This is a genomic window from Candidatus Merdisoma sp. JLR.KK006 (assembly GCF_036941035.1).
Taxonomy (GTDB): Bacteria; Bacillota; Clostridia; order Lachnospirales; family Lachnospiraceae; genus Laedolimicola.
In genome coordinates, this window is record NZ_JAYMNS010000046.1 from 1 (window position 1) to 21,514 (window position 21,514).

The window sequence follows — 21,514 nt, forward strand, 5'->3', positions numbered from 1 at the left end:
TTCAAAAATTCCCTCCCCTGTACCAGCGGGTACGGATTGATACCATTCAGATCAAGAAGAAACAGCCGGAATTATTCCAAAGCAGGCTGCAAAAATTGATCGATAATACCAGAAAAGGCGTTATGTATGGGGAATGGAATGATAACGGACGATTGATAGAATAATCCAGCCGCCCTGCTTTTCTCTGTTGCTCTTCTTAAAATCCTATGCAGGCTTTTTACTGCCCTGCAAATAGTTCCACTATAACAATCTCCGGTCTGTTGTTAAACCGGACTGGTATGATGCTGTTGCCGATACCACGGCTGACTACCATTTGTGTACTGCTCTCCATATATACCCCCGCATCATACTTTGGGAACAGTCCCTGGTTCGGAGCGACCAGACCGCCTATAAACGGGAGACGGAACTGACCGCCATGTGCATGACCGCTCAATACCAGGTCAATGCTGCTGCTCGCATAACTTTCAAACAGCTCCGGCCGATGTGAGAGCAGGATCGTGTAGCTGCTTTCTGTATCGGCCAGACTCTCCAGCTTTGTGCTGACCATGGCAGGTATTTCCCCGAATATATCGCCCCTCACTGTAAAGTCCGGGTCGGAAAGCCCAGCCAGTGTGATCTTTTCACCGTCACGCTCCAGCTCCACCGCCCTGTCCTCAAGCATGGACACGCCAGCCGCCTCCAGCCCGTTCCTTAGTCTGTCATATTGTGACAGCCTCGCTTCATGGTTGCCCGTCACATAATAAACCGGTGCGATTCGAGCCGCTTCCTCTGCGAATCTGATGGCTATGTCAATATCCGTATGCCCGGAATCCACCAGATCCCCTGTGATCACGATGATGTCCGGCCCGCTCTCTGAAAGCAGCTCTAGCAGCCTTGCATTATTTTCACCAAATTCAGCATTGTGCAGGTCTGACACCTGTGCAATCCGGAAGCCAGAAAATGCAACAGGGATACGGCCTGCTGTGACCGTGACTGTATTCACCATCAATGCAGTATTGCCCCATATGGTCCATATGATTACTGTGAGAAGCACTGCACTTAGTATGCACAGTTTTATCGTGCCTTTCCGAGGTTTCCATTTTTTCATTATTCTGCTCCATTTAAGAATTGTTCCTATTAACTTTGTTTCATTCATTTTGCCATAGATAATATCAGATTACATGGAATTTTATCAATTTCTATTCTGTCCTCTCCAGTATACCATAAAGATTGCATGTTTCCCTATTTTTATATTTGTTCATGTAAAAACTGAAATATTAGTTCATTCCGCTTTTCCCCTTCCATTAGTACAATCTTACTGGGAGGTGAACAAATAGTGGAAGATTTACATGAATTTTTTGGGATGACAATCAAAAACGCAAGGATGGACTGCGGTCTGACACAGGAAGCGCTGGCGGAGCGGGCCGGGATCAGCTGCCGCTACCTTATCGCCATCGAGAATGAAGGGAGGATTCCTAAGCTCCCTGCTCTCTACCGGCTGATACATAGCATGCACATCTCAGCAGACCGTATTTTCTATCCGGAACAGCCCTCAGAAGGATCCGAGCGGGCGCAGCTTGCCCATATGCTGGAGTCCTGCTCTGACCGGGACATCCATATCCTTCTCGGTACTGTCAAAGCCATGCTGCAGGAACAATGAGCAGAGAACCATTTCCCGCACTCTCAGGGGAAGTGGTTCTTCCCTGTCCTCTGTCTTTCCCTTCTTCCGGAGCCTCTCATCTTCTCACAGTAAAATACAGCGCAGTTCATGCCCTGTTCTTCTTCAATTCTCCCGCCAGATAACGCACCGCTTCCTCCGGGGTAGGGATCTTGTCCTGACGCGGCACCCTGTTCTGGTAAGCTTTTGTGATCGCATTGTTATTCAGCGGATTTGTATACGCCTCTGTCAGCGCTGCCTGCATATCCTTGCGTACTTCCTTCACACTCACCCCGTGTTTCTTCGCCAGTTCCCGATATATCTTCCGCATGCTCATAGAAATCTCCTCCGTGGTAAAAACTATAATCGCCTGTTCTTTTTGATTATAAGCGATAATATTATCTTTTTCAACCAAAACAAGCGTTATAATCGCTCGTTTTTACCCTGTACAGAGCTTAAGATTAACACATTGGGAGGACATCAAAATGGATGAACAGTTTATCCGGGACCGAATCTCCAGTCTCCGGCAGGAAAAACAGATTTCCGAGCGAAAGATGAGCCTGGATCTGGGCCACAGCACCAGCTATATCCGCAGCATCACCTCCGGCAGGGCGCTGCCGTCCATGAGTGAATTTCTGTATATCTGCGAATACCTGGGCGTGACACCCATGGAGTTTTTCAACGAGGAACGGAAAACCACCCTGACACAGCAGGAAGCGTTCGAACACATTTATTCCATGTCGGATGAGGATATCCGGCTGCTGATCGGGTTCATTGAGCGGATGAAGGCTGGCGGAAAATGACAGGCAGTATCGTGAGTACCGGTGCTACCTGTTTTTCAGAAACACACCTCCCCATCCTGTTCCATCTGTCCTCCTGCTCTTTGGACTGTGGCTCTCTTCTTCATGCCTCCTTCCATGCCGATGCATTCGTCAGCACCATCAAAAATAACACAGACAATCAATATTATTCCGATTTCAGAATAACATAGATTATTCCGATTCTCTGATTATTCCGATTTTAGCATAGAAACCTTGATATTAACAGTCCCCCCATAAGAAAAAATCGGAATAATTCTAAATCCCCTGCCTAAGTGATTACTCCTTTGTTATGCTATTAAAATAAACCATAGCAAAGGAGGACATATCCATGTCACTATCAATTGATGAAGCCATCAAAAAGGTGCTTTCCTTTTTGAAAAGTATCCCTATGGCTCCTGCAACAGTAAAGTACTACTCTTGCTGCTGTTCGCATGTCAGGGATTATTGTCAGCGCAATGCCCTACAGGAATTCTCATACAAAGATGCGGCTTCTTTCACAGCAGAACAGCTGAAATTGGCTGAAAATGGTAAATTCGGCAAAATCTATGCACTGATCATGCGGAAAGCCGCTTACTATGTGGCAGATTGTTTCGAAACAGGTACGCTTGAATGGAAACGCAACAGGTATACAATAACGGAACTACCTGAAAATTACCAGCAGATTCTTGGTTCTTTTGAGGAGTCTATTTCCGGAAAACTTGCCGAAGGGTCAGTCTATAACATCATTCATGAAATCCGGAAATTTCTGAAGTATCTTGAGAAAGCAGGCTGCCTCACTATCCAGGATCTGTCAGCTGATATCCTGCGTGCATATGTGATCCAAGAGGCTCCTAAACACATGGGCAATTACGTAAACCTCACATGGCCTCTGAAAAAGTTCCTTGCTTATGTCAAAAAGAGCGGCGTTGCCCTCTCGGGAACATTCGATTTCTTTCTGGCAAACCCGGCACCTGTACATGAGAGGGTGCTTCCGGCATTTGATGATGATGAAACAAAGGCAATACTTGAAAGCATAGATACATCAACAAAACAGGGCAGGCGTGATTATGCGGTGGTAATGCTTGCGCTTGACACCGGCCTTAGATGGTCGGACATTGCCAAGATGCAGCTTTCCGACATTTTATGGGAGAAGCGGGAAATCCGGGTGAAACAGGAAAAGACGGACACTCCGCTTACACTTCCGTTGACGCTCCGGGCAGGGACTGCTGTAGCAGACTATATATTAGAGGCCAGGCCGAAATACAGCAGTCCATATGTTTTTCTCCGCCTCAGAAAACCTTACTCTCCTATGCTTTCATCTGCGTCTCCCACAAAGGACCTCATGGGACGTTACTTCAAGAAAAATGGTATAGAACACCATTTCGGTGATGGAAAGACATTTCACGGGCTCCGCAGGACTATGGGAACCAATCTCGTCAGGAACGGGACCCCGCCGGAAGAGGTGTCACAGATCTTGGGCCACTGCGATATAAATTCGTCCAGGCACTATATATCCCTCCATGATGAAATGCTGGCTGAATGCTGCATGGACATCAGCATGTTCGCTACAGAGAAGGAGGGGCTACAATGAAAACAAAACAGAAAACATTTGTATTTGCAAGCCTTTTTGCCGATGACATCCAGGGGATGGTGGAATACAAAGCCGCGCTCGGACATAAATGCGAAAGCTATGCCTGGGCCCTGCAGACTTTTGACCGGTACTGCCTGTCCCATCATCCGGATTCCGGCACGCTCACCCAGGAGATCGCATTTGGCTTCTGTCAGGCCGGGACAGATGGGAAAAACTGCGGATACCGCGCAGGCACAGTCCGGGAATTCGGCCGTTACCTCTCTGCCATAGGGAAAGAGGCATACATCCTTCCCATGAATTTCTTCCCGCAGAAAAAAGCAGACCTTCCCTATATCATGTCAGATAATGAGATCCGGTCATTTTTCGGGGCGGCAGACCGTTATCCTCATGCGGACAACAGCCCCCTGCTCGAATATACGGTTCCGGTAATCTTCAGGCTCCAGTTCGCTACGGGAATGAGGCCGCAGGAAGCAAGGACCCTGAAGCGGGCCGACTTTAATTTTTCGAAAAACATGATATATATAGATGAAGCAAAAGGCCATAGGGACCGCAGGATTTTGACTCTGCCGAATGTGATGGAACTGTGCAGGAAATATGACGCCATAGCAGAATCCCTCCATCCTGGCAGGACATATTTCTTCCCGTCCCCTGACGGCAGCCCATACACGCATGGCTGGATGACGGAAAAATTCCACAAATGCTGGGAAAATGCCGGGAACAATACATCTTCCAAAAGCTGTACCCCCTATGATCTCAGACATAATTTCGCAACAAGGACGCTCATGCGCTGGGTGGAGGAAGGAAAGGACCTGAATGCATATGCGCCATACTTAAGCACCTACATGGGGCATGTCACTTTTAACAGCACCTTCTATTACATCCACCTTCTGCCAGAGAAGCTGGGTATCCAGAAGTTCATGGACATCCAGGGGATCATCCCGGAGGTGCCGCATGAAAGCTGATGCCTCAAGGGTTCTGGTCCGCAAACATCTCAGGCCGTATTTTACCGTGTTTCTTCCAAAACAACGCAGCTGCAGTGACAACACCATACAGAGTATACATGACACATGGAACCTGTTCCTCCGTTACCTTTCTGCTGCAAAGGGCATTGACAACAGTCGGCTTGCTTTCTCAGATATCGACCCAGCGGTCGTGACTGGATTTCTTGACCAGATGGAATTCGAGAAAGGCTGGAAACCATCAACAAGGAACCAGCGTCTAAGCTGCCTGAGATCATTTTTCAGATATGCGGCATCCATGGAACCTGTTCTTTATCCTTGTTCGGCAGCACTGGGGGAGATACCCTTGAAAAAGGGGGCTGACCGTTCATATGTCATTGAATTCCTGAGCCCAGAAGAGATGAAATCCCTGCTGGCCGTACCGGATACAAAGACAAGACTCGGAGTGAGGGATCAGTTTTTCATGGCGCTGATGTACGATTCGGCAGCAAGGGACTGCGAGATGCTGGGGCTGAAGCTGGAGGATTTCCATGAAGATAACAATGCTGTCTACTTATGGGGCAAAGGCGCAAAGCCCCGGCTTGTTCCTGTTTCAGGGGAGACCACAGCGCTTTTTGTCAACTACCGCAGAAAATTTCATCAGGGTTCAGCCTTACAGGAGCCGTTGTTTTACACGATACATAAAAGGGAGAAGACACCAATGTCGGATGACAATGTTGCCCGTTTCCTCAAAAAATATGCCGATTTAGCGAGAATGGAAAAACCTGACATCCCTGAAAGGATCCATCCCCACATGTTCAGGAAGTTGCGTGCCATGCACCTTTACCGTGCGGGAATGCCGCTGGCCCTTTTAGCGGAATTTCTCGGCCATGAGGATCCAGAAACGACCCGTATCTACGCATATGCTGACACTGAGATGAAACGCAAAGCGATTGAAAAGGCTTCGCAAAATGTTGGGGAAGTCGCCAGCCTCCCCACAGAAAAAGCGTTTTGGGAAGGTGATGACGACATCATCGGGCGACTCTGTAGGGGATACTAATCAAAAAAATTATTCCGATAAAATAGCATAGACAGTTTAATTCATGCAGACTGTATATAGTTTTTTTAGGCGGCCTGTGCTAAAATCGGAATAATCAGAGAATCGGAATAATCAATCTTATAATCTTCACCACCAACCTGGACTCGGAATTCTTCATCAATGAACGTAAAATCCCTGCCAACCTCCAGAATAAAATCCTTCATATTTCTAATCAGGCCCTTTCTTAAATCAGGTTCCTTAAAGTTAGATGGCAAATCCAGAAATTCTATCACATAAGAATCCAAAAATGGATTTTCTTTCAATCCTTTTATCGGCTCAGGTAACAGTTTTTCCTTGGACAACATATATCGTTCATAATACCCACTGTCAATCTGGCGGGATAGTTCTCGTGCCGAATAATTTTCTTTTATACATAGCGTTATATAAAAATGACGCTCTTCGGGTGTTTTCGCTTTTGAAATGATAGCCAGATGGTTTGACCAGCTTATTTGTGACAACAGTGTTGTCACAAATTCATCATCTGCATAAGTTTCATAAAATTTTTTCATACGATACAGACCACGCCTGTTAAATCCTTTAATTCCAGGAAAAGCATTTTGGATTTCTTCTGCCACTGTATCTATATAAGCATCTCCAAATGATGCTTTCATAGATTCTGTACTCAGATATTCTCCCACCCGCCAGTACATCTGAATCAGCTCTTCATTAACCTTTTTCAGTGCATTCTGCCTTGATTGACTAATAATCTGGATGAGATTACCTGCTGATGAGATATCATTTTTCATCAAAATCTACCACCTTTCAAACTTGTGTCAACACTGTTGTCACAAATTATATTCACTCTTTACCAGAATCCCCAAAATTTCTCCCAACTCTGAATTTTGTTTTCTATATCCTAGCTTTTATAATCTCTCCCTTTTTTACAAACATACAAATCGCTTTCTTAGGATTACTCAACATTTCATTTGGAAAAACATTACCTTTTGTCATGTTAAATTCACGTACTACTGTATATACGTCATCTCTTGTTTTAGGCCAGATACATTTCGATTCGCTGATAATTTGAGACGCATGGTTTACAATCTCTTTTTCATAAGTTACAGCTGCCCCATTTATACCTTGTTCTTGAAGAAATGACTCTATCGCCTTTTTCCCTGTTTCTGTCCCATAGTAGCCATGTACCTCAATAGTACAAGTATTTTTTTCAATGATATCTCCAAGCATTATCTCTATAAGCTGCTCTGGCACTTGGGATAAAACATCCGAACTATTAGCAGAATCACTCTTTTTAAGATAATATTTTTGGCACCTTGCTTTTGCACTTTCTACATACTTTCTTTCTGTTTCCTCCTCGTTTGACATATCAATATTCAAATAGGCCTTCAACATTCTTATGGTTGCATTACCAACCTCAAAATTATCACAAAGAAACACGATATTTTTGATGCATTTATCATTGTGATAATATCCATCTTTTCGGATTTCTATTTCATCATCATACAAATCATTTGATTCACGAACTCCTTTTAGTTTCAGATATTTTTCGTATATGCTTGTAAGCACACTGTCGCTTTTTCTACTGTCTTTTGGAACATATAATGTATTCATATCTTTGCGCATAAATTTCTCATCCTTGATAATATCTTTAAATTCCAGTTTTTGATGATGCATAAAAACCCGAAGATAACTGCTGATATTATCCTTATTAATTCCAGACCAAAGTAAATTATGAACAAGACGATAATATACCTGAGAATCAAAATCACAGAAAATATCTTTACCTGCTTCACATAGCGCCTCCTCCTGTAGGCGCATCATAGAAACTATCTCATTGTATTGTGTCTGACATATTTTGGAAAGCGTTTCCAACGTCAACTGATTCTTTTCCTGAATTTTTTCAATAGCCGATAACATTTTCAATAGAGGTTGCTCATAAACAATCCCTTTCTGCTTTTTGCTGTCATATAAAAAATAATATTCTTCTCCACTTCCCCACACATCTCCAAACAAATCCTCCGGGTCTTCCACACTTTCCAACTTTACGGTCAATGTAGTCTGTCCTGTATCTTGACTAAATCTTTTTCCGCAGATATCAAAAGTTAAATCTATACCTAAAATCAAATCCTCTTCATCATCTTCCTGCACTTTTCCATGTAGAATATACACTTTGTCCGGATTTTCACATCCCATCATCAGGTATATCCAATCCATTTCACTTTTTAACGGATAAAAGTCCAGTGTTTCTATTTCATGCTCTTCAATATTTTTTTCTCCAGAGATTTTCGACTTACCTGAACTCCGAATACAATAGTCATTTTCCTTCTGCCATCGTTCTGTAATAAATGTTAATGCTTCAATTGGCTCTTTGCATTTCTCTGCCCAATTCTTCAACAATTGGCTCTGGTACCATTCATCTTCTGCGAGTTTGTCTAATTGCAATGCATCAATACCCGTATTTTCTTTCTGTAAAAGCAAAACAGCAAGACCAAATGATACCCTGTTCATTACACATGTATTGCTTATCTTAAGGGCTGAACTCCTGTATCGAAGCAATGCATCAAGAAAATGCTCTCTATCATAACATTTACCATTTTTATCTTTCAAATGCCCTTTTATTATTGTAACATCATTACAACAAAAAGGATTGATTGGCTGAAAAGTACCATCTATCCCTTTAATAATCGAATGTTCAAAAAGAATGTTATATATTTCCCTATCAAAAACCATCCTTAAAAAGGCTTCACGACCTGCTCCGTCCTTTAAAACCTCTGAATAGTCTATCAATAAATCATTTTTTTCCAAATTATATTCTACAAAAAATCCAATTTCATTATCATGATAATCTTTCTCCTCTTCAATCGTAAACTCTTTTATTTCCCAAAGTGGCTTCGCAGAAAAATAATTCTTATTTTTACTTCTGATCAGAACCCTATTCGTTTCTTTATTATAAAAAATCATGACACCATTTTTTTGATAATTCAACAAGTCCGGGGTATCAATTATCTCTCCAGACGAATGAAGATAGTTTATAAACTGCAGATTGCACTGTTTCATTAATGTTTGGATTATTTTCTGTCCATCTATATTATATGTGAACAATTTTACTGCAAGCTGCAAAATATGTATATGATATAGACTCAAGGGATTATCAACATTGACAAATTCTGGTTTTTCGACAACCTTTGTTATCATCTCATGAATCGGAAATACATACTCTCCATCCTTTTTTATTTCAAAAACAAAATATAGATTGTCCAATTCCTGCAGAAGAATTCTCATTGAGTCACGGAGAGTTTCATCATTTATATTCCAAACATCTCCCGACTCTCTGTGTGCTTTTAACTCGTGTAAAAACCAAACAGTAATCAAGTTACTATTTTCTTTTTCCTCTTCTGTTGCTTCTGCTCCTATCTGTTCGATATTTTCAAATACATTCAACAAATCCTTGATTATTTGTTCCGGAATTCCTGCTTCGTACATAGAATGACAGTACTGCAATAACTGACAATATACTGCCGCAACAAGAAGTCTGTGTTCTGACAATTCTTGCAAACTGCAAGACTCTAACTTCTGAATTGTTCCTGCTATGATATTTTCCCCATATTTTCCTGCCTGCAAAGCCTGTAAGTAAGTTTCAAGACTTTTCATCTGGTACCTCCCGCACTAATCAAAACCAATGCCTTTACAATCACGCTGTCATCTTCCTTAAATTCTGTATCTAACAATTCTGTCAGATATTCTTGCTTTATTCTTTCAAATATTTCTGGCGCAATTACCTTATCCTGTACAGCATAATACAATGTATGAATAAAATTGCTAAAATTTAAAGAATCCAAAGGAATAAGAAATAGCCTTTTGCTATCTAAAATTTCATTCATATATCGCTCGTTTCGGAATAAAAATTCATAAAACTTTCTGAAGTTGCTACCTCTGCCTTCATAACTTCTCAGAATATCACTGCTAAATTTCTTCAAACACCATATCTGTGCCTCCGTAATCGTATTTTTCCCAAAAATGTACCCCAGTGATCCAATATTAAATGGATTTTTCATCAAATAATCTTTCAGCTTTTTCCGTTTTTCTTCTTCAAGCAAAATACCAGTATATTCATTTTCATTTAATTCATAGTTAAAGCTGTCTTCATGCAAAAGTATACTTTTTTCTTCATTAGTCAATGTGCTAATATTTCCAAAATATTTGCTTTTTTCTAAATTAACAGGAAGACCCGCCGAAGGAAGAAATGATATCAATTCATCAAACAGTGCCCTTCCATCAAAATCTGGACGGCAGAAAAAAATAATATCATCTACATACCTATATACATAAAAAGCACCATGTTCAAATTGCGAAAAAGCCCTGTCTAGTAATCGATCCAAAAACATTTCAGCAATTATCCTCGCATAGGCTGGGCCTTGTGGAACACCAATCCTGTGGCCGTTTTTCAATTCTTTCATCAATTTATTATTGTATTCTATTAAAAAAAGGAAGATGTTTTTTGTTTCTTTATCCAATGCATTTTCAAAGGTCCTATATACTGTCAAAAAATCTATATGATCATAGAATCCTTTAAGATCAATATAAAATACTTCAAATTTATCCATAAAAGGAATCTCTGTAAACACTCGAATATGATCTATAAATTTTCCCCATGAAGAATACCAATAATAAAAAATATAATCTTGCGATGTATAAGATACATGGTAACTGAATGATTTCCAACTACTCTTCATCAGGCTGCATAAGCGAAGCGCAAGGTTGGTCGTGATTACACGATCTTTTGCTGAAAGCGAAACTAACATTCTTTTCTTTTCTAGGGATTCTATCCTTTCAAATACTTTAAACCCTGTTGGGGTATACTTTGAAGCCTCCCCTCTTACTACGCCTTTAATCAGTCTATCATAGAACTGCAGATCATATTGTTTCAAATCACAAAGCTGATTCCAAATAGATACATCCGGCACTTCGTCATTCTCTTTTAGGTAATTCTTCTCCTTATCAACTGTATAACGGATATCTGATATAGCTACCTTTTCGTTCAAGTTTTCAAGCTGAATCAGAATATTCTGTTCCAGTCCACATCTTCGCAACAGATAATGCAAGCCTGTTTCACTCTCGTCAAGTGAAGTTTCCATATCTATACCATATATACGATAGAGATAGCCAAAAGTAGCCGGAAAGTATCTCTCACCTAACTTTTCGATATTGCTACTTGTTTTTTTCTCATCATAATTTGGAAATCTCCTAAATACATCTTTCACTAACTGCGCATTAGAGTCACATAAATATAATGTTCCAAGGAGTACTGTCCAATCTTGATGTAGCGAAAGTCCCTGCTCCATCCTTCGAAAAATATGGTCAAACACTACGGTTTCTGACAAGATACTAATTACCTGATCTATCGTGATTTCTATTTCCCCAAGAAGATGATATCTTCTATATTTTAGCACCATTACATCAGATCGGGAAATATCCAAATTAAGCTTTTCTGCTATTTTCCCCACATCATTAGGTGAATAACTATTCATAATATTCAGCTGTTCATTCAGAAACTGCTCTGATTCTGTGTCATCTTTTTCTCTGAATTCTCCAATAAAAAAATACGATCTTGCACCAGATCTATGACATGATAAAGGAAACTTCACTTGCTTTCCAACTATATTATTCCGGCTACTATCTGTGGCTGGAAATCTGTCTAGCCCCCATTGCTCACTCTCTCTAATTTCATATAGGGCTCGACATCTCCTTTCAAGCTCACATACGATGCGAAATCCCAAGTCTTTTGTCACTAAGGTTTTAAATATTATCCATACATGAATTCCTCTCCGTCCAGAAAATTCTGTTAAATAATTAATTCCTATTTCATCTAACATATATATAAACGGAGCAACACATTGCTTATACATAGTATATACATCTGGGCTTACTTTGTCCTTACAATCAAAGTCAAAACATATCCATTTAATCCTATTTGTTCTATATCCCTGCTGATAACACCCCATAGAGCCATGCTTTAAAAGCATATGTTCAATCACAAACGGAGACATGGGAAAATATTTTGTTATATATCTTCCGTCATTCTGTTGAATACCTGCGGCATAAGTATTCACTACAAAAAGAGTGTACTCCAACTGCGCGATATCATGCATAAGCCGATCAACTGCCATAAGACTCTCCTATTTGAAAACAAATCATTGCGTATTTAGTTCACTTGAATTGTATTATAACGTATATCTCTAAAATTATCTATTACTATTGCTCAAAAAAAGCATGATTCGTCCCCGACTCATACCTATTTCTAAAATATATATTCAACTCTTTCTAACCTAACCACCAAAACTCCTTTCACTCAACACCATGCACTAATCTTTACTGTTTGTGTATACAGTCCTTATTTTCCACTATTTTCAAACGCTATGCACACAATACACCCTCAAAACCATACTCCATTTTAGGGTAGCCCAGGATTACAGTATCATAGTCATCCATTTTCAGGGCATCCGCTTTCAATGCCGGGCGTGCTTTTGCATTCTGCTCGGATTTTGCCAGCTCCACGGTTTCCATATGGTTATCCGGATATGGCTTCTCCGTTTCGATGCGGAATACATCCCCGCCTGTCAATTCATGGATCATCTGTGCCGCAGCCCTTGTATTTCCAATCTTCAATTTTACAATTTTCCCTCCCACATAGGCTTCTCCTTCGTGGGAAAAATAAGCGATCAACACTTTTTTCATGGCAATACCTCCATCTTTTATTTTCTTATCTATTCAAAATTACCCCTCCGCCGACTGCGGCAATGCCCTCTGCGACGGTTTTTCCTATAGAACTGCCGCCTTGGCCGCTACCTGCGAAATCCCCGGTGGCCATATACCCTGCACCCGTTCAGCGCTTCCTCCAAAGAGCGGAACTCTTCGTCTGTCAGCTCCACTTTGGACGCATCCAGATTCTCAACAATGCGCTCCTTATTTTTCGAACCCGGTATTGGGACTACATTTGGATATTTGTGCAGCATCCACGCCAGGGAAATCTGTGCGCTGGTGGCATGTTTCATCTCCGCAAATTTTTTCAGAAGGTCAATGATTGGCTGGTTGCCCGCTATGTTTGCTTTGGAAAGCTGCGGGACCCAGTTTCTGACATCATCATGCCTCTCAAATTGTGTATCCACCGTGATCTTCCCGGAAAGAAGCCCGCTGGCGATGGGAGAAAACGGGACAAAACCAATGTTGTTCTCCAGACAGTAAGGAATCACGCCCTGTTCTGCATCCCGCTCTACCATGGAATAAATATTCTGGACTGCAGAAAGCGGCGTCACCCCGTTCGCCTTTTTAATGACGGGTACATCTACCTGTGACAGTCCCCAGCCACGGATCAGTCCATCCTCCATAAGCCTGCCCATAGCTTCCGCAATCTTTTCCACGGACGCACCGCCCATTCTGTGAAGATAATATAAATCCACCCTGTCCGTTCCAAGCCGTGTAAGCGACCCTTCCAAATGTCTGCGGACTGCATTGTAAACAGAGCCCTTTCCAACAGCTTCAAATCCATTTAAGAACAGCTTCGTGGCAATCACCACCTGTTCCCTTACCCCATACAGTGCTTTTCCCACAATGTGCTCATTATGCCCAATGCCGGAAAGGTTCGGGCTGTAGATTTCTGCGGTATCAAAAAACGTGCATCCGTTCCGGTAAGCATTCCGGATTGCTTCCACGCTGTATTCCTCCGGCGGTATCTGTCCATAGCCGTGGGAAAACGCCATACATCCCATGCCGACCTCGGATACTTCAATATCCCTTAATAATCTTGTCTTCATGCCGCCCCCTCTATCAATAACCTGCAAACCTCTGGTCCTTGTCAATATCAGTCATCCTCTGCATCTCTCCCTCTGACAGTTCAAAATCAAAAATCTCAATGTTTTCCTGAATATGCGCCTCATTGCTTGAGCCGGGGATTGCGATATTGCCCGCCTGCAGGTGCCAGCGCAGGATAACCTGTGCGGAAGTCTTGCCGTGGGTTTCGGCTATGCTGCTGATGATTTCATCATTAAAAAGTGTCTGCGTGTTTCCCCTTCCGCCCAACGGGAACCAGGATTCCATGACCGTCCCGTACCTGGCAATATGCTCCTTCATCTCCATACTCTGATGGTATGGATGGGTTTCGTTCTGGATCAGTGCCGGGACGATTGTCGTCGCATTCACCAGACGGTCAAAGTCCTCCGGCTCATAGTAATTGGACAGCCCGATGGACTTAAGTTTCCCATCTGCAACAGCCTGCTCCATTGCCTGGTATGCCTCCACGTCATTTTCCGGCTGTGAATGGTGGAGGATCATGAGGCCGATATAATCAAGTCCAAGCCTGTCAAGGGATGCATCAATCGCCGCTGCCCCGTCATCGTAATCGTCTGTCCACATCTTGGTCGTCACAAAGATTTCTTCCCTGGTTACAATGCCCTCATCAATCGCCTTCTGTATCCCACGCCCAACGCCGTCTTCATTTCCATATATCCGGGCCGTGTCAATCAGGCGGTATCCGTCACGGAGTGCCCAGTAGACTGAGTTTTCCGCTTCTTCCTGTGAAAGCCTGAAACAGCCGATGCCAAGGATCGGCATTTCATATCCGCTGTTCAATAGGACGGTACCTTTTTCAAGGTCAAATACTCCTGCCGGATTCTTATCATCCGGTGCATCCTCCGCATCCGTACCGGAGGGAAGCTCTGCTTCATCTGTCCCTGTGACATCCGCTGATTCTGTATCCAATTCCGTGTCTGCTTCTGCTCCTCCATGGTCTGACGGTTCGGATGTCCGTGCATCACTCTCTTTGCTGCATCCTGCTATGCTAAATGTCAAAATAAATGTCAAGAATAAAATACTGATTTTTTTCATTATCTGAACTGCCTTTCTTAAAATCTTTTATCCCAATGGTCTAAATCACCGCAATCTGCTTTTTGTATGTTTTCCTGACCATGAACGCCCCGATAAAAAACCGGAGTATTTCCATGATTGGGAATGCCAGCCACACCAGGACCGCACTGCCCGATAAAGATAACAGCCATGCGGAAAGCAGCAGAAATACCGCCTGTGACACCGCAATGATAAAGCTGTCTGCCCCCCGCCCCAATGCCTGCAGAAAACCGGTAAGTATCTGCGTTGTCGTTGTGAGAAGGAGCGACGCCGCAATGATTCTGAGTGCCGGAATCCCTATTTCAAGAACCGCCTCCGATGCATTAAACATGGCAAGCAGAAGCTGCGGCACTGCCAGAAACACAAGGGTCCCGAAAAAGGCAATGACCAGATTTACCAGGATACTCTTTTTCAGGGTTTCCATAATCCGCTCTTTGTTCCCCGCCCCGAAATTATAGGCGATGATGGATATACCAGCCGTACTCATCCCTCCTGCCGGCATAATGACAAAGCTCTGGAGCCGGATATAGATCACATAAATGCCGGGGGCTACTGCGGACAGTGACAGAAGGATATTGTTCATGCCAAATGCGAGGACGGAGATCAGACACTGTGACAGTGCTACAGGAACCCCGACTTTAATGATCTCCGCAATCATGCTTCCATCCGGCAGGAAGCCCTTTCTCTCGAAACGGACTTCTTTGTTGAAATGTAAATTCATCCAGAAACCCACTGCTGCCGCTACGAACTGTGCGATCACAGTAGCATACGCCGCCCCTGCGATTCCCATGGCCGGAAGCCCAAACCATCCAAAGATCATGACAGGGTCAAGCACAATATTTACCACCGCACCCGTCAGCATGGAGACCATGGTCAGATTCGCCTTTCCGGTTGCCGACAAAAGCCTCTCCATCATAACCTGGTGCAGGGCTGCAAAGGCCAGGACACTGATGATCTCACTGTATGAAATGCTCATCTCCAGCACTTCTGCAATATCCGTCTGCATACGGTAAAAGGGCTCCATGGCAAACAAGCCTATAAATACAAAAGCAACAGACACAAGCCATATGAGCAGCATACCGTTTCCAGCCGCATGGTTTACTCCCTGTTTATCCCCCTCTCCCAGTTTTTTTGACAATACGGAATTGACGCCCACGCCAAGCCCGATCCCTATACCCACAGCCAGATACTGGACTGGCATACAAAGGGAAATTGCCGTTAATGCAGAATCGCCAAGCCTCGCCACATACATGCTGTCCACAAGCCCGTACAAAACCTGGACAAGCATGGAGATGATCAGCGGCAGGGACATCTTCCTTAAAAGTTTTCCTATGGGAAGCGTCCCCATCTCATTTTCCGCTGGGGTTTCATCTTTGGCATTACTGCTTAATTCTATGGTTACTGTTTTTCCTGCCATATGACAGACCTCCTTGACCTTTTTATTTTTCTGTGATATTCTTATATTGTGCAACTCGGGTTGCTTATCTCTTTATGGGTTATTATATCCGTATTAGGAAGTAAAAACAATGGACACTTTTTCTGATAAAGTGAGTTATGCCACACTTTCCGCAAAAAGGTTGCACAAATCCCAAGGAGGCAGTAAAAATGCTGATCAACGGCACAGAAGATTTAAGGGTACAGAAAACCATAGACGCCATACAGAAAACCTTTGAAGACATGATCTGTGAAATGGATTATGAAAAAATCACGGTCAAAGAACTCTGCGAAAGGGCACGGATCAATAAAAAAACTTTTTACCGGTATTATTCCGTTCTTGATGACCTGCTGGCAGAGCTGCAGGGAGTTATGATAGAAGAATATCTGGAACGGATCAAAAACTACCGGATTCCGGAGGACCTTGATAAGATCAACCGTGAATTTTTTCTTTATTCCGCAGAAAAGGGGTCTGTCTACGAAAAAATCACCTGCAGCGGTAATTACGGATATATCCGGGGCAGGATGATCAGCAATGTGATGAATTCCACTTGGAAAAACTCCGCATGGCTCCAGCTTCTGGAGCCGCCAAAACAAAATATCCTGCTGCATTTCATCCAGACCTCTACTGTGGAAATGTACAGCCAGTGGGTAGCGGATGGGAAAAAAATCCCCTTGGATGAAATGATAAACATATCAAACCAGCTTCTATGTGCCGGTGTAAACGGCTTTGTGGAATGCAATGCCCCAATCTGATAAAGCATTTTGATTTTGCCTTTAGGGGGGCAAAAAGGGACCATGTTAATTTCCATTGCTTGTGGCAATGCAAAGTTTTTCCTATAATAACAACCGAAAGAAAGGAGGCTATTGTTGATGCTCAGCGAAAATATGAAAGCAATCAGAAAATCAAAAGGACTTTCACAGCAGGAGCTTGCCGTCAAGCTGAATGTGGTTCGGCAAACAATTTCTAAATGGGAGCAAGGATTGTCAGTTCCCGATTCCGATATGTTGATCTCCATATCGGAAGTGCTTGAAACACCCGTGAGTACGTTGCTTGGAGAAAAGGTCATTGAGGCGAAAGTTGATGACTTAAAGGCGATTTCCGCAAAGCTGGAGGTGATAAACCTGCAGCTTGCACAGAGAAAAACCACAAGAAAGCGAATGCTTCTTTGGTTCCTTATCTCATTATGCGTAGTCATAGCAGCAATTTTTGCAATTTTATTGGCATTAGAAAGCCCCTATTTGGGTTGGGATTACAGTGATCCTGAAACTGCTGTTCTTGGAGTGGCATTTCACTCATTTGAATGGCTGTTTGTCAGAGCAGCACCGATTATTCTTATTGGTGCAATCATTGGAATTTTTTCTACACGGTAGAAAGAATCAAATGGACATGCCAGGGGCAAAATAGTCCAGCTAAGAAATGTCAAGTGTTTTAAGAAATATTTTATGCTGGACGGTAAAGTCACAAAGGCACACGAGAGGAACTTTCATGAGTGCCCTTTCGAATGAAAGTTTCTCTCATTACAGGTGTGTCGAAGTGACTTTACCCTTTAGAACCGTTGCGCAGCAACTTAAGATAGAAGTTTAATAGTTGTTAGATTGTCAAACAGGAGGTTTTTCAAAAATGAACAAAAAGAAAACCGGTATAGCTGTTGCAATAGCAGCCGTGCTGGGATTGGGTTCCATATTATTATACAATCATCAAACATTTTCTGGTGAATATGTACCTGCTGATGATGAAATAGCACTGCATATACAATTAGATACGGAAGAAGATATCGGATTATTGGTTTTCGATTATCGTGCAGATGATCACGAATACAGTGGTGGTACGTCAAATGCGGATAGATCGTTAATCAAGCATAATTCTGATAACATTGTGGTATGGAAAAAGGAGACACTAAACAGTTCTTCTGATACTGTAGAGTTGTCGATTCAATTAAGAATCATAACTGAATATGTGGAACCAAATTACGAAAATATATATCCGGAAAACATCACCCAATATGTAAATCCTATCTCATGGGAAGCACGCTTTGGTGAATCATATTTTATTACTATTACCGGCAGTAAGGCAAATGGGTATAAAGCGGTTTTAGAGGAATAGCCGTTTATAAAAACACATCAGGAACACGAAAATGAACACCTAACGGCGGCAATGTCATTAAGTTAAGCACCAAAAAGCTTGTGAAGGCTTCGGGCAAGAACCGCCACCCCTGGCCGGGGCGGCCCTCCTCCCCTACGCCGGACATTTGTTGAAGCTTAACTTAATGACATTGCTAACGGCGGTTACTCTTTTGCATCTTGAGCTGGCCAAGCATGAAAGGTCCGAGATGATAAAAATGGGGGCTGTTGCAAATAAGCGGCAGCCCCTAAGATTTTCTCGATAACCTGTATTCTTACTCTGTCTTTTAGTTGTGATACCCAATCCTCTGAATATGCTTATGATGAAGCCCCGTAATCCAGTCCACGTCATCGGTGTACCAGCTCATGATCTCCAGCATTTTTGTCTCCCAGGCGATGGTGGCCTGGCGGCTTTCCTCGGTCTCTTCGGTTTCCATGGTTACGTCGATCTCGTTGTAACCGAATATATAGTCTCCGGCGTTCCAGATGGAAAAATTGCTGTCGGGACCCTGGGTGATTTTTCCGTTTCTTGCCTCTACCAGTCCGTCATGGCGAAGCTTGTACTCTTCCTGCATCCCCGGCTTTAATTTTGTCACAAACACCCGGTGGCGTATCAGCTCCTTGTTTTCCCGGACTACGCCGAAGTCCTCGTACATGAGACGCATGGGCTCTCCCGGAGTGGAAATCCAGGTAAAGGTGCCGTCCATGATTTCCTCCAGCTTATGAAAGTCTTCCCAGTCCTTTTGGGATATTGTCACGCCGTCCGGCGTCTCGCAGTAGCCGAACACCTTGTCCTCAATATTCCAAAGGCTGAAATTCCGGATGCCGATTCGATCCAGGATTTCAACCAGAGGCTTCCATGCCTCTCCTAATTTCTGCCTGTAGGCATTGAAGCAGCCAGTCTGAATCCGCATTGCCACCGCATGTCTTTCCATAGTGATACCCTCCTGTTTCAGTTTTGCAGCACCTATACCGGTGCTGTTGTTTTATTGTTCTGTGAATTGGAAACTCTTTTTACTGGGTTTTTTTATTTTCCTTTTCGGCAGCTTCTTTTTGGAAAAACTCATCGATATCATCTTTTACTTTGTTGCCTGTAATTTTCTCATAGGCTTCTATGGTTCCGTTTTTTACTGCCCATTTGATAATAAAATATAATGCCACCAAGATTATGATTGCCGTTCCGCCGCTTATTCCTAATTCTTCCCACATCATTCATCTCTCCAAATCTTACAAACCCAATTCTCATTGCGATTCCTTTTACATCATTACATTCACCAGCTTGGGCCTGCACCCCATATCCTTAAGCTTATTGAAAATCCGGTTTTTATGCTCGGTTCCAAATGCCTCCACGGTGATTCGAAGCTCCACGCCCACATTTCGGTTGGTGCTGACAAACTGGTTGTGATCCAGCTTGATAACATTTGCCTGCTCCTTGGCGATAAGGTCCGCAATCCGCACCAGTTCGCCCGGCTTGTCCGGAAGCAGCACGGACACGGTAAAGATCCGATCCCTCTGACGCAGGCCGAACTGCACTACGGAGGACATGGTGATAATGTCCATATTTCCGCCGCTTAGGATGGATACGATCTTTTTATTCTTTACATCCAGATGGCTTAGGGCCGCCACGGTCAAAAGGCCGGAATTCTCCACTACCATTTTGTGATTCTCCACCACATCCAGGAATGCTACAATCAGCTCGTCATCGGACACGGTGATGATATCGTCCAGGTTTTTCTGAATGTAGGGGAAAATCTTTTCTCCCGGCGTTTTTACCGCTGTGCCGTCCGCTATGGTATTTACGGATGGCAGAGTAGTCACCTTTCCGTTTTTCAGGGATTCCTGCATGCAGTTGGCCCCGGCAGGCTCCACGCCGATGACCTTGATATTGGGATTCAGCATTTTCGCCAGGGTGGAAACTCCTGTGGAAAGCCCTCCTCCCCCGATGGGAACCAGAATGTAGTCTACTAAGGGCAGCTCCTTGACAATCTCCATGGCTATGGTTCCCTGTCCCGTAGCTACCGCCGGATCGTCAAAGGGGTGAATAAAGGTATAGCCCTCCTTATCCGCCAGCTCATAAGCGTGGGCACAGGCTTCGTCGTACACGTCTCCGTAAAGCACTACCTCCGCCCCATAGCTCTTGGTACGCTCTACTTTCATAAGAGGTGTGGTGGTAGGCATTACAATCACTGCCTTTACGCCAAATGCCTTGGCCGCATAAGCTACGCCCTGGGCGTGATTTCCGGCGGAGGCTGTGATCAGTCCCTTTGCCCGTTCTTCTTCAGTCAGTGTGCTGATTTTGTAATAGGCTCCCCGGATCTTGTAAGCTCCTGTAAGCTGCATGTTTTCCGGCTTTAAGTAGACCTTGTTTCCTGTCTGATTGCTGAAGTACTCACTGTATAAGAGCTTTGTCTCAATCGCAACCTGTTTTACCACCTCTGAGGCTTCTTCAAATTTCTCTAATGTCAGCATTGTTTTGTTACTCCTTTATTTTAGTCTGTTTAGCAAGTCACTTATCAATCGTCTCCTCTGTATGCTGTGTCAAAAAGGAGTTCGTAATTGTTCAGTATCTTCACAATTACAATGCAAAATCCATTTAAAATCGCCTGCGGCGATGGAATTTTGCACTCCTGAATCATGTTCTTACGGTCTTAGCAGCAAGTGCTTCGACCTGTACAGAACAGTTACAAGAGTTCTTTTATCATTTTAACGCACTCTCTTACTTGTAGTCAATCCGCTCAATTTTAAAAATAACCGGTCTTGTTCCGTCAGAGCAGCAGGTAATCATTGTGTTTTCTTCTTTCATCCAACCTTTCATACCAAATCTCTTCAAGACCTAATATTATGTAATCCTATCTGCGTCTTCTGGGTATACTCGTCTGTTTTGGTTCGTATGCTTTTAATCCTTCATCACCTGTCAATAATATCCATCAATTACATTTTCCGCATACAACTTCATTACTTCTAAGCATGCATCTTTATAAGGATCATCTCTTTTCGTAATGAAATTTATAAATTACATTTGTATCAATCAATGAG

22 protein-coding genes are annotated in these 21,514 nt (G+C 43.1%); 9 read left to right on the forward strand and 13 right to left on the reverse strand.

The window, feature by feature from the left end:
* Positions 1-164, forward strand: a 164-nt coding sequence (locus VSQ61_RS21295; protein ID WP_334346372.1) for a YdeI/OmpD-associated family protein, incomplete at its 5' end; no start/stop codon positions are given.
* A gap of 53 nt (positions 165-217) precedes the next feature.
* Here VSQ61_RS21295 and VSQ61_RS21300 read toward each other — a convergent pair.
* Positions 218-1,087: a metallophosphoesterase gene (locus tag VSQ61_RS21300; RefSeq protein WP_334346355.1), complete on the reverse strand. Its 870-nt coding sequence runs from the start codon at positions 1,085-1,087 to the stop codon at positions 218-220.
* 228 nt (positions 1,088-1,315) lie between these two features.
* Here VSQ61_RS21300 and VSQ61_RS21305 point away from each other — a divergent pair, with 228 nt between their 5' ends.
* The gene (locus VSQ61_RS21305) at positions 1,316-1,639 is read left to right on the forward strand and encodes a helix-turn-helix transcriptional regulator (protein ID WP_160259864.1); all 324 of its coding nucleotides are present in this window, start codon (positions 1,316-1,318) and stop codon (positions 1,637-1,639) included.
* Positions 1,640-1,745: 106 nt separating this feature from the next.
* Here the strand turns inward: VSQ61_RS21305 and VSQ61_RS21310 are convergent, their stop codons facing one another.
* Positions 1,746-1,967, reverse strand: a complete 222-nt coding sequence (locus VSQ61_RS21310) for a sporulation initiation factor Spo0A C-terminal domain-containing protein (RefSeq protein WP_502877065.1) — start codon at positions 1,965-1,967, stop codon at positions 1,746-1,748.
* Between the two features lie 154 nt (positions 1,968-2,121).
* Between VSQ61_RS21310 and VSQ61_RS21315 the strand changes: the two genes are divergently transcribed.
* The 4 genes from VSQ61_RS21315 to VSQ61_RS21330 all read left to right on the forward strand — a co-directional run bounded on the left by VSQ61_RS21315 (position 2,122) and on the right by VSQ61_RS21330 (position 6,025).
* Positions 2,122-2,439, forward strand: a complete 318-nt coding sequence (locus VSQ61_RS21315) for a helix-turn-helix domain-containing protein (RefSeq protein WP_160259865.1) — start codon at positions 2,122-2,124, stop codon at positions 2,437-2,439.
* Positions 2,440-2,785: 346 nt separating this feature from the next.
* A complete protein-coding gene (locus VSQ61_RS21320) occupies positions 2,786-4,027 on the forward strand; it encodes a tyrosine-type recombinase/integrase (RefSeq protein ID WP_334346357.1) in 1,242 nt (413 codons plus the stop codon).
* Positions 4,024-4,989, forward strand: coding sequence for a tyrosine-type recombinase/integrase (locus tag VSQ61_RS21325; protein WP_120480149.1), 966 nt, complete (start codon positions 4,024-4,026; stop codon positions 4,987-4,989). The genes VSQ61_RS21320 and VSQ61_RS21325 overlap by 4 nt, the downstream gene beginning before the upstream one ends.
* On the forward strand, positions 4,979-6,025 hold the full coding sequence (locus VSQ61_RS21330; RefSeq protein ID WP_334346358.1) for a tyrosine-type recombinase/integrase: 1,047 nt from the start codon (positions 4,979-4,981) through the stop codon (positions 6,023-6,025). The genes VSQ61_RS21325 and VSQ61_RS21330 overlap by 11 nt, the downstream gene beginning before the upstream one ends.
* Before the next feature lie 65 nt (positions 6,026-6,090).
* On the opposite strand, the gene VSQ61_RS21335 is transcribed toward VSQ61_RS21330, so the two are convergent.
* The 7 genes from VSQ61_RS21335 to VSQ61_RS21365 all read right to left on the reverse strand — a co-directional run bounded on the left by VSQ61_RS21335 (position 6,091) and on the right by VSQ61_RS21365 (position 16,337).
* The gene (locus VSQ61_RS21335; protein WP_334346359.1) at positions 6,091-6,810 is read right to left on the reverse strand and encodes a PDDEXK nuclease domain-containing protein; all 720 of its coding nucleotides are present in this window, start codon (positions 6,808-6,810) and stop codon (positions 6,091-6,093) included.
* Between the two features lie 103 nt (positions 6,811-6,913).
* Positions 6,914-9,673: a hypothetical protein gene (locus VSQ61_RS21340; RefSeq protein WP_334346360.1), complete on the reverse strand. Its 2,760-nt coding sequence runs from the start codon at positions 9,671-9,673 to the stop codon at positions 6,914-6,916.
* Positions 9,670-12,189, reverse strand: coding sequence for a reverse transcriptase domain-containing protein (locus tag VSQ61_RS21345; RefSeq protein WP_334346361.1), 2,520 nt, complete (start codon positions 12,187-12,189; stop codon positions 9,670-9,672). The genes VSQ61_RS21340 and VSQ61_RS21345 overlap by 4 nt, the downstream gene beginning before the upstream one ends.
* A gap of 247 nt (positions 12,190-12,436) precedes the next feature.
* Positions 12,437-12,757, reverse strand: a complete 321-nt coding sequence (locus tag VSQ61_RS21350) for a flavodoxin (protein WP_334346362.1) — start codon at positions 12,755-12,757, stop codon at positions 12,437-12,439.
* Between the two features lie 107 nt (positions 12,758-12,864).
* Entirely contained in the window at positions 12,865-13,833 is a 969-nt protein-coding gene (locus VSQ61_RS21355) for an aldo/keto reductase (protein WP_334346363.1), read from the reverse strand.
* Positions 13,834-13,846: 13 nt separating this feature from the next.
* On the reverse strand, positions 13,847-14,902 hold the full coding sequence (locus VSQ61_RS21360) for an aldo/keto reductase (protein ID WP_334346364.1): 1,056 nt from the start codon (positions 14,900-14,902) through the stop codon (positions 13,847-13,849).
* Between the two features lie 40 nt (positions 14,903-14,942).
* A complete protein-coding gene (locus VSQ61_RS21365; RefSeq protein WP_334346365.1) occupies positions 14,943-16,337 on the reverse strand; it encodes an MATE family efflux transporter in 1,395 nt (464 codons plus the stop codon).
* A 188-nt stretch (positions 16,338-16,525) separates the two neighbouring features.
* On the opposite strand from VSQ61_RS21365, the gene VSQ61_RS21370 reads away from it, so the two are divergent.
* From VSQ61_RS21370 to VSQ61_RS21380, 3 genes are all read left to right on the forward strand, one after another.
* Entirely contained in the window at positions 16,526-17,110 is a 585-nt protein-coding gene (locus tag VSQ61_RS21370) for a TetR/AcrR family transcriptional regulator (protein WP_334346366.1), read from the forward strand.
* Positions 17,111-17,227: 117 nt separating this feature from the next.
* Entirely contained in the window at positions 17,228-17,728 is a 501-nt protein-coding gene (locus VSQ61_RS21375) for a helix-turn-helix domain-containing protein (protein ID WP_334346367.1), read from the forward strand.
* Positions 17,729-17,978: 250 nt separating this feature from the next.
* Positions 17,979-18,461 (forward strand): hypothetical protein, encoded by a 483-nt coding sequence (locus tag VSQ61_RS21380; RefSeq protein ID WP_334346368.1) that lies wholly within the window; start codon positions 17,979-17,981, stop codon positions 18,459-18,461.
* Between the two features lie 304 nt (positions 18,462-18,765).
* Here the strand turns inward: VSQ61_RS21380 and VSQ61_RS21385 are convergent, their stop codons facing one another.
* The 4 genes from VSQ61_RS21385 to VSQ61_RS21400 form a co-directional block, all read right to left on the reverse strand.
* Positions 18,766-19,413, reverse strand: a complete 648-nt coding sequence (locus tag VSQ61_RS21385) for an L-rhamnose mutarotase (protein WP_334346369.1) — start codon at positions 19,411-19,413, stop codon at positions 18,766-18,768.
* 79 nt (positions 19,414-19,492) lie between these two features.
* Positions 19,493-19,690, reverse strand: coding sequence for a DUF6019 family protein (locus tag VSQ61_RS21390; RefSeq protein WP_502877066.1), 198 nt, complete (start codon positions 19,688-19,690; stop codon positions 19,493-19,495).
* 45 nt (positions 19,691-19,735) lie between these two features.
* Positions 19,736-20,947: a threonine ammonia-lyase gene (gene ilvA, locus VSQ61_RS21395; protein ID WP_334346370.1), complete on the reverse strand. Its 1,212-nt coding sequence runs from the start codon at positions 20,945-20,947 to the stop codon at positions 19,736-19,738.
* A gap of 247 nt (positions 20,948-21,194) precedes the next feature.
* Positions 21,195-21,293, reverse strand: coding sequence for a TIGR04076 family protein (locus VSQ61_RS21400; protein ID WP_334346371.1), 99 nt, complete (start codon positions 21,291-21,293; stop codon positions 21,195-21,197).
* Positions 21,294-21,514 lie beyond the last annotated feature (221 nt).